Annotated in this window: 11 protein-coding genes; 4 read left to right on the top strand and 7 right to left on the bottom strand. The window is 56.0% G+C overall.

Going from position 1 to position 12,852, the window contains the following annotated elements:
* Window positions 1–54 precede the first annotated feature (54 nt).
* Window positions 55–993, bottom strand: coding sequence for a malate dehydrogenase (gene mdh, locus KHQ23_RS09250; protein ID WP_002918570.1), 939 nt, complete (start codon window positions 991–993; stop codon window positions 55–57).
* A gap of 414 nt (window positions 994–1,407) precedes the next feature.
* Here mdh and argR point away from each other — a divergent pair, with 414 nt between their 5' ends.
* From argR to yhcN-B, 3 genes are all read left to right on the top strand, one after another.
* Entirely contained in the window at window positions 1,408–1,878 is a 471-nt protein-coding gene (gene argR / locus KHQ23_RS09245) for a transcriptional regulator ArgR (protein ID WP_002918625.1), read from the top strand.
* A gap of 374 nt (window positions 1,879–2,252) precedes the next feature.
* Window positions 2,253–2,516, top strand: a complete 264-nt coding sequence (gene yhcN, locus KHQ23_RS09240) for a peroxide/acid stress response protein YhcN (RefSeq protein WP_002918626.1) — start codon at window positions 2,253–2,255, stop codon at window positions 2,514–2,516.
* A 98-nt stretch (window positions 2,517–2,614) separates the two neighbouring features.
* Window positions 2,615–2,881, top strand: a complete 267-nt coding sequence (gene yhcN-B / locus KHQ23_RS09235; protein ID WP_002918627.1) for a DUF1471 family stress response protein YhcN-B — start codon at window positions 2,615–2,617, stop codon at window positions 2,879–2,881.
* A gap of 50 nt (window positions 2,882–2,931) precedes the next feature.
* Here yhcN-B and KHQ23_RS09230 read toward each other — a convergent pair whose 3' ends face one another.
* The 4 genes from KHQ23_RS09230 to aaeX all read right to left on the bottom strand — a co-directional run bounded on the left by KHQ23_RS09230 (window position 2,932) and on the right by aaeX (window position 6,403).
* Entirely contained in the window at window positions 2,932–3,207 is a 276-nt protein-coding gene (locus KHQ23_RS09230) for a barstar family protein (protein WP_002918629.1), read from the bottom strand.
* A 79-nt stretch (window positions 3,208–3,286) separates the two neighbouring features.
* Window positions 3,287–5,254, bottom strand: a complete 1,968-nt coding sequence (gene aaeB, locus KHQ23_RS09225; RefSeq protein WP_002918632.1) for a p-hydroxybenzoic acid efflux pump subunit AaeB — start codon at window positions 5,252–5,254, stop codon at window positions 3,287–3,289.
* A 5-nt stretch (window positions 5,255–5,259) separates the two neighbouring features.
* Entirely contained in the window at window positions 5,260–6,192 is a 933-nt protein-coding gene (aaeA, locus tag KHQ23_RS09220; protein WP_002918639.1) for a p-hydroxybenzoic acid efflux pump subunit AaeA, read from the bottom strand.
* A gap of 7 nt (window positions 6,193–6,199) precedes the next feature.
* On the bottom strand, window positions 6,200–6,403 hold the full coding sequence (gene aaeX, locus KHQ23_RS09215; protein ID WP_002918640.1) for a p-hydroxybenzoic acid efflux pump operon protein AaeX: 204 nt from the start codon (window positions 6,401–6,403) through the stop codon (window positions 6,200–6,202).
* Between the two features lie 131 nt (window positions 6,404–6,534).
* Between aaeX and aaeR the strand changes: the two genes are divergently transcribed.
* Window positions 6,535–7,464, top strand: a complete 930-nt coding sequence (aaeR, locus tag KHQ23_RS09210; RefSeq protein WP_002918641.1) for an HTH-type transcriptional activator AaeR — start codon at window positions 6,535–6,537, stop codon at window positions 7,462–7,464.
* Between the two features lie 35 nt (window positions 7,465–7,499).
* Here aaeR and tldD read toward each other — a convergent pair whose 3' ends face one another.
* Together tldD and yhdP are read right to left on the bottom strand one after the other, a co-directional pair.
* On the bottom strand, window positions 7,500–8,945 hold the full coding sequence (gene tldD, locus KHQ23_RS09205; RefSeq protein ID WP_004144958.1) for a metalloprotease TldD: 1,446 nt from the start codon (window positions 8,943–8,945) through the stop codon (window positions 7,500–7,502).
* 88 nt (window positions 8,946–9,033) lie between these two features.
* Window positions 9,034–12,831, bottom strand: coding sequence for an AsmA2 domain-containing protein YhdP (gene yhdP / locus KHQ23_RS09200; RefSeq protein ID WP_032435095.1), 3,798 nt, complete (start codon window positions 12,829–12,831; stop codon window positions 9,034–9,036).
* Window positions 12,832–12,852: the final 21 nt, after the last annotated feature.

The raw sequence follows: 12,852 nt of genomic DNA, 5'->3' as shown, positions 1-12,852 counted from the left end.
TGCTGGACAATAAAAAGCCGGAACAGCGGTTCCGGCTCTTCTGTTAGGGCGAGATTACTTGTTGACGAAGTCTTCGCCGAGCGCGATATCTTTCTTCAGGGTGTCCAGCATGCCCTCCAGCGCCTGCTGTTCAAAGGCGCTGAGTTTGCCGATAGACTGTCGCTCTTCCACGCCGTTTTTCCCCAGCAGCAGCGGCTGGGAGAAGAAACGCGCATAGTGGCCGTCGCCTTCCACGTAGGCGCACTCCACCACGCCTTTTTCCCCCTGCATGGCGCGAACCAGAGAGAGACCAAAACGGGCAGCCGCCTGGCCCATCGACAAGGTCGCCGACCCGCCGCCCGCTTTCGCTTCCACGACTTCGGTACCGGCGTTCTGAATACGTTTAGTCAGGTCGGCAATTTCCTGATCGCTAAAGCTGACGCCGGGGATCTGCGACAGTAAAGGCAGAATGGTGACCCCGGAGTGACCACCAATGACCGGGACTTCCACCTCGGTTGCCGATTTACCTTTCAGCTCCGCCACAAAGGTATTGGAACGGATGATGTCCAGCGTGGTAACGCCGAACAGTTTGTTTTTATCGTACACGCCGGCTTTTTTCAGTACTTCGGCGGCGATAGCCACGGTGGTATTCACCGGGTTGGTGATAATGCCGATGCAGGCCTGCGGGCAGGTTTTGGCAATCTGCTGCACGAGGTTCTTCACGATACCCGCATTCACATTAAACAGGTCGGAACGATCCATGCCGGGCTTACGCGCCACGCCCGCGGAGATCAGCACTACATCCGCGCCTTCCAGCGCCGGAGTAGCGTCTTCACCGGAAAATCCTTTAATTTTTACATCTGTGGGGATATGACTTAGATCTACCGCCACGCCCGGCGTAACCGGAGCGATGTCGTACAACGAGAGCTCTGAACCTGAAGGCAGTTGGGTCTTAAGTAGTAGGGCAAGCGCCTGGCCGATACCACCGGCAGCGCCAAGGACTGCAACTTTCATCCTAAACTCCTTATTATGGTTAATTTAGTCTTTCGTTATTCCGTCGCCTGGACCTTAATTCACAAGATGAACAATTACAATGATTATGGCTGAAGAATGCATTATTGTGCGTAGCAATAGAACAGCGGCGCACTTTATGCTTCCTGACTGACCATCCAGCAAAGCGAAGTACCGGATCGACTATTGGTTACAATACACCCAGCCAGTTGCGCAAAACAACACCAACTCAATAACATTTCATTTACTTTTACATGGCTTTAAGCGTTGTGATGAGAACATGTTCCTTATACGGTTTTTTTGCTAAAATATGCCCCCTTCATAACATTATTGACCTATCCTTTCGCGGATTATTTGCATAAAAATTCATGGTTATGCATAATGATGTTGATTTTACCACCATAATCTGGGTGACTTATGCGAAGTTCGGCAAAACAAGAAGAACTGGTTAAAGCGTTTAAAGCGCTGCTTAAAGAAGAGAAATTCAGCTCGCAGGGAGAGATCGTCCAGGCGCTGCAGGAAGAGGGCTTCGAGAATATCAACCAATCGAAGGTTTCCCGCATGCTCACCAAATTTGGCGCGGTGCGTACCCGTAACGCCAAAATGGAAATGGTCTATTGCTTGCCTGCCGAGCTTGGGGTACCGACCACCTCCAGCCCGCTGAAGAATTTGGTGCTGGATATCGACTATAACGATGCCGTAGTGGTGATTCATACCAGCCCCGGCGCCGCGCAGCTGATCGCCCGTCTTCTCGACTCGCTGGGCAAAGCGGAAGGCATTCTTGGCAGTATCGCCGGGGATGACACCATCTTTACCACGCCTGCGCGCGGTTTTACGGTGAAAGATCTGCACGACGCCATTCTGGTTCTGTTTGAGCAGGAACTCTGAGTAATTCCCCTCTGGCTACCGTCAGAGGGCGACTCCCCTTTCTTTTGCTTCTCCCCCTTCTGGCACAACAACTATTTAACACTTAGTGTCATTTACGCCGTCTATACGTTCTTTTACTAACGCAAAAATCGTAAAACGCACAAAAGATCAAATTCGTATACCTTTATGAATTTATTAGAAATAAATCTTATCGCTGTCGCTAACGTGTCATTTTTAATTCTTATCCGTTATAAAAAGCGCAATCTATTGTAACTATTAACGCACAAAACAATTAGCATGGTATTAATATTTTTGGTGATTAGTGTATACTTGGTTTTGTGATGAGGGTCACGAAACAAAGACCCCCAACAAAAAGATTCGACGAGGTGAACATCATGAAAATCAAAACCACTGTAGCTGCTATCAGCATCCTGTCCGTCGTGTCGTTTGGCGCTTTCGCCGCTGATATTATCAACAGCGAGCAGGCCCAGGGCCGCGAGGCCATCGGCACGGTTTCCGTCGGCGCGGTAGCATCTTCCCCGATGGATATGCATGAAATGCTGAACAAAAAAGCGCAGGAAGAAGGGGCTTCTTCTTACCGCATTATTGAAGCCCGCACTGGCGACCACTGGCATGCCACTGCTGAGCTGTATAAATAAGTTTTAGACGTCAACGATTAACCTGACAAAAATTCTCTACCGCGGCCCGGCGACATACATCGCCCCGCCGCGGCAAAACAAAGACTGGAGTAAAGATTATGAAACGCGCAATGATCATCGCATCCCTTGGCCTGGCTTCCCTTCTCTCTTTCGGTGCCAGCGCGGCTGTCCAGCAAGTGAACGCAGAGCAAGCCCAAAATCTGCAATCCATGGGCACCATCTCCGTATCCCAGGTAGGTAGTGCGCCAATGGACATGCGTCAGGAACTGGCGGCTAAAGCCGAGAAAGAAGGCGCCAGCAGCTACCGTATTATTGAAGCACGTACCGGCGATAGCTGGCACGCCACCGCTGAGCTGTACAAATAAACCCTCGTCGTCTTATTTCGACGACTTGCCCCCGCCTGCCGGGGGCTTTTTTATGCTTGTCGGGCATTAAAACGCAACTCCCCCTCCAGCTCTTCCTCTGCTTCATCAAACAATAAAATCAATGCGCCAAAGCGCCGGCGCTGCTTGTCATTTAAATGGATGAACTCAATATCCAGCGGCAGCGGTAGCAGGCCACCGGTCACTGCGTCCCATAGCGAATCCAGGTTGTTGACCTTATCCTGAGCCAGCTCGAAGGTTCGGGAAAACTCCCGGTAGAAATCCTGTTGTTCGGCGATTTCGTCAAAATCAAACGTATAGGTGGTCATGACAGCCCCTCCCGCTTCTCTTTCTGTCGCCGTTAAGTATAGCGATAAAAAAACCGACGCCTGGGCGTCGGTTTATGGGTTAGCTGCTGGTCAGCACATGCTGGTACTTATGCAACATCTCAACCAGTCGCCGTACCGGCTCGGTGACCTGCGGCGAGGCCTCCCAGACCCGCAGCTTCTCCTGATAGACATCAAGCTCCGCCAGCAGCTGGGTAAAATAGCGCCGACGCTTATCATCGCTGCCGGCGGAGATCACATGGTCCGCGGTACGTCGCAGCTGACGATGGAAGGCGGAGAGATCGTCATTCACCGGCACGGGCGCATCGCGCAAGCGCTGATGGGCGATGATTAACGTCAACGCCAGACGGAAACGGGCGACGTCACCTGGGAATTTATTGAGTAATAAAAACAGCTGCTGATAGAGCGCGGGCAGATGATTTTCTTTGCGACGCGCCGAGTTGGTGGTCAGCGAAGAGACCGCCGCGGAGACAAACTGGTTCAGCAGCACCCGACCGGTTCTGGCCCGGGAGTTATCCCTGACAATAAGAATAACCATCAGAGCGAGGAAACAGCCGACGATCTGCCCCAGCGCGCTATCGAGGAACTGGCTGAACTGGAACTGCATCGGGTTATCCAGCACCAGAATGTTGATGGTGCTCGCCAGCGCCCCCAGCGATCCGAGACGCCTTTTTTGCACTTCGATCCCGATAAAGAACGCCATCGCCGCCAGGCTGATGCAAAGCAACAGCATGCTCTGCTGCGTCGCCGGCATGATCACCAGGAAGTACAAGGTGCCCAACGGTAACGCCGCCAGGGTGCCATAGAGGAAGTCTATCGCCACCATACGCGGGTTAGGCAGGCGCATCGCCAGCGCGGTAACCACGGCGATCATTACCATCGCGCCGCTGCCTGAGGTCCAGCCCGTCCACAGCCAGAATAGCGTTCCGAGAATACAAGAGACGGAGGTGCGCCAGAAGTTCACCATCGCGTGATGACGTTCGGCGGACTCCACTTTAACCACCGTTTCGCCGCGCAACACGCCATCCTCGATACGGCTGATTTTAGTATTCCCCACCACGCCGCGCTTAAGCAGCAGATAACGCGTGGCGGCGCCCACCCAGCTATAAATCGTGACCGGGGTATTATGCTCGCCTTTCCAGGTCAGGAAGCGGCGCATGCGCTTCAGCTGCTGGTGAACATCCTGCACCGTCTCAACCGGCTCGGCGAACAGCTCGCGATAGTCGTCCGTGACCATTTCCGGGCGTGAGTTCTGAATCAGATAGGTTTCGCAAGCCTGGGTGATAAGGGTTAGCGAAAGGGTGTTGATCGCCTTCAGGCGCTGATTGGCCTTTGCCCAGCGTGAGGATTCCATAATCAGGTTACTACGCATACCTTCCAGCGCCGTAGTGCGGCGTACCAGCGCTCCCCAGGCTTGATCCACTTCCTCTTTTTCACCGTGCGCGACGCATAACTGCATCAGCTTATACTGTGCAATTAGCAGATTATCGAGCTCGAGGTCGATCTCTTTTTTAATCGAACGCGGCGAAAACAGGAGATCGGCGACGATGGCGCTGACAATACCGATGACAATTTCGCTGCAGCGTTCGACAGCAAACTGCGGCGCCAGCATCGGATTGGTATGGATGGTAATAATGATAATCAGCGCGGTGTACCCGGCCAGCCCCCAGGCATAGGAGTTTTCGACCTTGACCAGCGACGAAACCCAGGTACAAAAACCGGCCCACAGACAGCAGACCAGCATCATCAACAGAGGCGCGCGGATCATCAGGATGATGATAACCAGCGCCGCAATACAGCCAATAAAGGTCCCGGCAATACGCAACATACCGCGATAGCGGATCGCGCCGGAGTACGGTTCGCCGCCAGCAGCAAAGGCCGGCCCGGCGGCGACGATCGCTGCCGTCAGTACCGCCCAGCGCGGCGTTTCGAGCTGAAAATGGAAACCGACAAACAGCGCCAGCACCACCGCGCATGCAAGCTTAATGGCAAAGCGGAGATGCCGGGGAGCAATGGTATATGTCCCCATAGCGATTAACCAAATTCGCGCAGGCGCATAGCCAGTTTCTGGAAGAAGTTGGCCTGGCTGGTATCACGATCTTCTTGACCGGTGATCACTACCGTCGCCGTGGTGCCCGATGGCCACAGATTCCCCTGCTGGTGATCGAGGCGAATACGCACCGGCACACGCTGCGCCAGACGCACCCACTCAAGGTTGGAGTCGACCGAGGCCATCCCTTTCGAGTCGCTGCTGCTGCTGGCGTTGGTCACCCCCGCAGCGATACTGTCCACCGTCCCTTTAATGGTTTTGCTGCTGCCCAGCGGGGTAATCTCCGCACGATAGCCTGGACGGACGCCCTCCAGTTTGGTCTCTTCCAGATAGGCCATGACGTAAAACGTATTCTCTTTCACCAGCGCCACCGCCGTGGAGCCACGGGTGATAAATTCCCCAGTGTAGACGTTAAGGTTAGTCACCCAGCCATCCGCAGGGGCGCGAATGACCGTCCGCTCCAGATCTAGCCTGGCCAGGTCGCGACTAGCCACCGCTTTCGCCAGCTGATGTTCAACGGTTTGCAGTACGTTGTTCGCCTGATCAATCTCTTCCCGCGACATCGCCTGTACGCCAAGCTTATTACGCCGACCGGCTTCGACGCGTTTTTCCTGAGCTAACGTCTGATAATAGGCGACATCAGCTTCCGCCTGCGCCAGCGCTTTTTGGTAACGAGGTTGGTCAATAACGAACAATACCTGGTCTTTCTTAACCAGTTGGTTATCCTTGACGTTTACCTGAGAAATCAGCCCGGAGACGTCGGGGGCAATCGCCACAATGTCGGCGCTAAAGCGCGCATCACGCGTCCACGGCGAGGCGGTGTAATAAACCCAGGCGCGGAAAATCGCCACGAAGGCCAGAATGACCAGTATCACGGTAATGGCAGTACGGAGGATATTTCTTGTTAGTGTTTTCACATCAACCTCAAACGAACAAGCGCGATATCAAATAAAAAAGGCAGCAATAGAGCGCCGTATTAAACAGTGCTGGGTGCCAGACAAAATCGTAAATGCCGGTCGGAACCAGCAGTCGGTGCACCAGCCAAAAGATAGCCAGCGACAAAAGCAACTCGAAGAAGATCGGCGGAAACGATAAGCCGAAAATCACGATGACAGGAAACAGACTCATGATGACCTTGAATAAGAAGCGTACAGGTAGTGAGCAGATGCGTTTATTATGTAGCTAACAATATATTAACGTAACGATTGCCGCATTATCTACAATGTGTGATCTAAATCACTTTTAAGCCAGAGTGAATAATGGAACGATTAAAACGCATGTCCGTTTTCGCCAAAGTGGTCGAATTAGGTTCATTCACCGCAGCGGCCCGCCAGCTTCAGATGAGCGTTTCCTCGATCAGTCAGACCGTCGCCAAACTGGAAGATGAGCTGCAGGTAAAGCTACTCAACCGCAGCACCCGCAGCCTTGGCTTAACTGAAGCAGGTAAAATCTATTACCAGGGCTGCCGTAGGATGCTGTTTGAAGCGCAGGATGTCCATGAGCAATTATACGCATTTAACAATACCCCCATCGGGACGCTGCGCATCGGCTGCTCTTCAACTATGGCACAGAATGTTCTGGCGCGCATAACGGCGAAAATGCTCAAAGAATACCCCGGGCTCTCTGTTAATCTGGTCACCGGCATACCTGCGCCAGACCTGATCGCCGACGGCCTTGACGTGGTGATCCGCGTGGGCGCCCTGCAGGATTCCAGCCTTTTTTCCCGCCGCCTGGGCTCAATGCCGATGGTATTATGCGCCGCTAAAAGCTATCTGGCGCAGGCTGGCAATCCAGAGAAACCGGCCGACCTTGCCGGACATGCCTGGCTGGAATATAGCGTGCGGCCGGACAATGAGTTTGTCATTATCGCGCCGGAAGGGATCTCGACCCGCCTGACCCCGCAGGGGCGCTTCGTGACCAACGACCCTATGACGCTGGTGCGCTGGCTGACCGCCGGGGTGGGTATCGCCTATGTACCCTTAATGTGGGCGATCGAAGAGATCAACCGCGGTGAGCTTGAGATCCTGCTGCCCAGCTATCAGTCCGATCCGCGACCGGTCTACGCCCTGTATACGGAAAAGGATAAACTGCCGCTGAAAGTGCAGGTCTGTATCAACTATCTGACGGAGTATTTTGTCGACGTGGCGAAGATCTATCAGGGCATGCACGGGCGCGGGATCGCCCGGTGAAGCGGTTCCCGGCAGCGCCGGGAACCAGGTCAGGATCAGGCGGTGCCGCCGACGGTAAGGTTATCGACCTTCAGGGTCGGCTGGCCGACGCCCACCGGCACGCTCTGGCCCTCTTTGCCACAGACGCCGACGCCGTTATCCAGGCGCAGGTCGTTGCCCACCATCGAAATCTGCTGCATGGTCTCAATGCCGGAGCCAATCAGCGTGGCCCCTTTCACCGCCTTCGTGACCTTCCCTTTTTCGATCAGATAGGCCTCGGAAGTGGAGAAGACGAATTTACCGGAGGTGATATCCACCTGCCCGCCGCCGAAGTTAGGCGCAAAGATACCGTAGTCGACCGATTCGATAATCTCCTGTGGCGTTGACTGGCCCGCCAGCATATAGGTGTTGGTCATACGCGGCATCGGCAGATGGGCATACGACTCACGTCGGCCATTGCCGGTCGGTGCGACGCCCATCAGGCGCGCGTTGAGTTTATCCTGCATATAGCCTTTCAGAATGCCGTTTTCGATTAGCACGTTGTATTGCCCCGGCGTCCCTTCGTCATCAATGGCCACCGAGCCACGGCGATCGGCGATGGTGCCGTCATCCACTACGGTGCACAGCTCAGAGGCGACTAATTCCCCCATATGGCCGCTAAAGACCGAGGTGCCACGCCGGTTGAAATCGCCTTCCAGCCCATGGCCGACCGCTTCATGCAGCAGGACGCCAGGCCAGCCGGCGCCGAGTACCACCGGCAGCATCCCCGCAGGGGCGGCGACCGCCGAGAGGTTGACCAGCGCCATGCGCACCGCTTCTTTCGCCCAGGCATCGGCCCGCACGTCGCCCTCCTGGGAGGCGAGGAAATAGTCATAACCAAAACGCCCGCCACCGCCGCTGCTGCCGCGCTCACGCTTGCCATCCTCTTCCACCAGCACGCTGACGGAAAGACGAACCAGCGGACGAACGTCGGCGGCCAGAGTGCCATCGGTGGCGGCGACCAGGATCAGCTCATACACCCCGCTCAGGCTGGCTGAAACCTCCTGCACCCGCTGGTCCGCCGCCCGGGCGACTTTGTCTACCCGGCGCAGAATATCCAGCTTCTCTTCCCGGGTCATACTCTGCAGCGGGTCGATGCTGGTGTACAGGGCACGATGCTCTACGGCGCCGAGGGTCTGCACTTTGCCATTGCCGGTGTCGCGCACAATGGTCCGCGCCGCCTGGGCGCTCTGCTCCAGCGCCAGTTTGCTGATCTGATCGGCGTAGGCAAAGCCCGTTTTTTCGCCGCTGACGGCGCGCACGCCTACGCCCTGGTCGATATTGTACGACCCATCTTTAATGATGCTGTCTTCCAGAACCCAGGATTCGTGATAGCTCGACTGAAAATAGAGATCGCCGTAATCGAGGCGGCGCTCGGTCAGTTGACCAAGAATGGCAAACAGGTCCTGATGATTCAGGCCATTTGCCGACAGTAATTGTTCACTTACCAGGTTCAGACTCATCGTTATGCTACTCGTTTGTTGCCGCCTGACAGGCGGAAATACAGAAGGCTATCTATTGAGATTGCGGCAATTCCTGGCAATCGTCAAATCATTGCTTTTTATTGCTGCGCGCCTGGCGCAGCACTTCATTGATCTGCGGCTGGTCAATCGGGCCGGTGATGCGGTAGCGCAGAATCGAAACTTTATTCCACAGCGGACCCAGCACTTTGCTGGCGGCAAATACCGCCGCGCCGACGATGGGGTTGACGGCAAAGGCCGCCGCCACGCCGACGGTCGCGGAGATCTCCGGCGCCACCACCGCCTGCAGATCCAGCTGGCGACGCACCAGATCGACCGACCCTTTCATAGCAATATCCGCTTCAAGGCCATCCACCAGCGTATCATCGGTATGCAGTACGCCATCCTTAATCCATGCCGTACTGTTAATCGAATCGAAGTAAAAGCCTTCGCTGAAGGTATCGCTGAAATCGAAACGCAGTTTACGCAGCAGGGCATCCACACTCAGCAGACGCAGCAGCTGGCCAGCGTGCCCGGTACTCAGGTCGGTAAACTGCCCCTTGCCCAGGTGGCTTTTAATGATGCCATTGAGCGACGCGACATCGGGTGACCAGGGCGGCGCGCGCCAGTGCAGATCGTAGTCGATATCAAACGGCGAATCCTTCACCGGCGTGGAGACGCCAAAGAAATCCGCAAATGCATCCGTCTTATTGCCGTGCAGTCTGCCTTTCAGCGAGGTTCGAACACCTGAAGGGGCGTTCACCCACACGCCGTTGGTCGTCAGCCGGCCAAACCCGGTATCCACCAGGCCGTTGGAGAGCGTTAAGGTATCCCCTTTGATCGCCACATCCCCATCGATGCGGCCATATTTTTGTCCCCACAGCCAGCATTCCGCGCAGCGTAGCTGCAGATCGGGCCAGCCATGGAAATCCAGCCGCGTCGCCGTCTGGGGGGCCACATTCTTTGTTGCGTTCTGGCCGCTGGCGCTGGCCGGATTGAAATAGAGATAACGCACATTTGCCAGCCACGGAGCATTGTCGCGCATCGTCAATGTGGCATTGATCTCACGCCCCTGCGCCTCAACCTGCGAGCCGCCGACGACCGGCTGGGACATCAGACTGACGTTGTTCCACTGTTGACCCGCGAGGACCAGCGACGGCGTACGCAGCACAATGCGCGGTGGAAAGAGCACGCTGCTGCTCACTTCATTTGCCGCGCCGTTCTCGAAGAGCGCCAGCCACTGCGCGCCATCCATCGGCGGCAGGTTGAGCTCGATACCGGGCTGATCGGGCAGCGGAGAGTGCCCTTTGCTGTCAGTGGTAAGGATCGCTCTATCCAGCGTCAGCTTATGATTGAGCAACCAGCGGCTGTTAATATGATTCTTCGCCCCGATGGAGCCGGTCAGGTCGAAGCTGCTCAGGCCGCCGGCGACGTTAATTTTGACCGGAAGGGGTTCGCCGGCGGGCTTACTAACTGGCGAAGGTAAGCGACTGCTCACATTCTTCAGATCGCCGTTGATATCGACCTTATAGCTGGCATTGCCATGGTACGGCAGTTCGATGGCGACCTTGCCATCCCACGGGACGCTACCGCTCAACGCCTCACTCACGGCTTTCGGCAGCAGCCCGGTGCGCGACGGCTGCCAGTTGGCATTCATCCCGACATCCACCAGAAACGCTTTTTCACCTTCGCGGGTGGAAAAATTGAGGTTCAGCGGCTGATTAAACCAGGTCGCGCTCAACGTTTGACTATTGAGATCGCCATTCACAAAGCTGAAATTACCGCTCAGGTTCTGCAGCGTAGTATCTAACGGTTTGATAAACAGGCTATTATTCTGCAGGCGCACATCGCCTTTCGCGGTGGTCATCTCGCCGTCGAGGGGGATATTAAGATGTAAGCGAGCGCTCACATCCCCATCCAGCTGCAGGGAATCCAGCGCCGCCCCGAGCGACTCTTTCAGCGGCGTAGTATTAAAGTAAGGTCCAACCTCTTTGCCCGGGCCTTTGATATCGGCATCAATCAGCAGTTTTTCCTGCGCATAGTCCGGGATCGCGGCATCGAGATTGCTGGCGGTCACGTTGCCAAGCATCGCTTTATCCGCCCGCATCCACAGGCCGTTGTTGATAAAATTGAGGTCGATGTTCAGCCCGGTTAGCGCCGGCCAGTCCGGTTGGAAGGCAAAAGTGGCGTTCTTCAGCGGAACATAAACCTGGAACTGGCCTTCATTATGCGGATAAGGGAATAGATGCGGATTGCCGCCATACACTAGCGTCGCATCGCTGGCTTGCCCTGCTTTAATCGCGCCGCTGAGATAGTCCACCAGCGCTTTGCCCATCAGATTTTCCGGGAAATAACGCCATGCCTGGCCACCGTCATTGGTGCTGATGCCCGCCAGAATGCCCAGCCAGGGATCGTCCCCCTGCGGTTGCAGATAGCGGAAGCCGCCGCGGGCGCGTACGCCTGTCGCCTGCACGTCTATATCGCGGCCATCAAGCATAAACCCTTTGTCGTTTTTCACCCAACTGAGCGTGGCTTCGCCAGCGGCTATCTCCAGCGGCGCGCGGAAGACGCCGGCATACGGCATCAGCGCCTTCGCCATATGAGCGCGTAATTCCCCGTGCTCAACGCTGCCATTCAGACTGCCGGAGAAGTGCTCTGCCCCCGGCAGGAGTTTCCACTGCTTCCACGCCAGATCGCTCCACTGCGCCTGAAAACGCGTTTTCTCCGTCGCCTGCAGGGGGATATCGAGAGCCAGCAAATTGATTTTGCCGCCAGGCTGCGTGGTTCGCCAGAGTTCGCCCAGAGAAGGCGCCAGCTTATCAGCAAACGGCTGTAACCCGCTCAGGCCGCTGAGGGCCAAATTGCTGGCGCGAATACGTAACTCATCGCTACGCTGACGATCGTCGCCACCAACGTCCTGCGCCGGGATCCACGCCATCGCCAGGGCTCCGCTTGGCCAGGGTTTATCATCGATAGCGATCCGCGTATCGGGAATATAAAAGGCCCAGCTTTGCTTATCATGGGAGAGATGCGCCGTCAGGTTATCCACCGACAAATGATGGACTTCGTTATCGCCCTGCCAGCTGGCGCCCCCTTTTTTCAGCCATACGTCGCCGCTGGCCACATCACCTTTTTCAATGGTCATCCAGCCTTCGAGGCTGAAGCGGGCGCTTTTCAGGGCGATATTGTCCTGCATCCAGCGTCCCAGCCACGGTTTGACGTCGATATCATCCGCCTGCAGCCAGACCCGGCCTTTATTCAGCAGGCCATCCTCATCGCGAAGATCCATCCGCACCTGCATGACGCCATGCTGGCCGGTGAGGCTGGAGAGGCTGAGCTGCCCCTCGGCGCGATGACGGTTCCTGCCGTTAAGCCATGTCAGCTGCGGAACCGCCAGCTCCGCCCGCTGACCGGAAAGGGTCAGGAAGCTCAGATGGCTGTCGCGCAGAGTAAAGTGATCGAACTGACGTAAAAAGAGATCGCTGATGCGGTCGGTTTTCAGGCTTTCGCCACCGTCATTGGTCTGAATAGGGGTATTGGTATGGACCTGCAGCTGCCAGAAGGTGAGGTCGCGGAACTGCCAGCGCATATGCAGCAGGCTCTGCCAGACATCCAGCGCCAGGGTTACGCGCTTGACCGCCATTGTGCCGCCATCTTTCAGCCCGACATGGATATCGCGGGCGTCTAACGTCGGACCAAAAGTCTGCCAGCTGGCGGTGATCTGCGAGGCGTCCACCGGCGTACCGGTGAGGGTGGAGATCTTCTCCAGCAGCTGCGGACGCCAGGCGTCGAGCTGTGGCAACACGAGACGCAAGCCACTCACCAGCAGCGCGACGATAACAATCAATGTTGCCACGGTGAGCAATAAAATCCCGGGCAGTCGCCTCACGCCTCTCTCCTTGTCAGCCGC

This window comes from Klebsiella sp. 64, assembly GCF_018223915.1.
GTDB lineage: Bacteria > Pseudomonadota > Gammaproteobacteria > Enterobacterales > Enterobacteriaceae > Klebsiella > Klebsiella pneumoniae.
The sequence above is the reverse complement of the archived record's forward strand: the minus strand, read 5'-3'. Positions and strand labels throughout refer to the sequence as shown.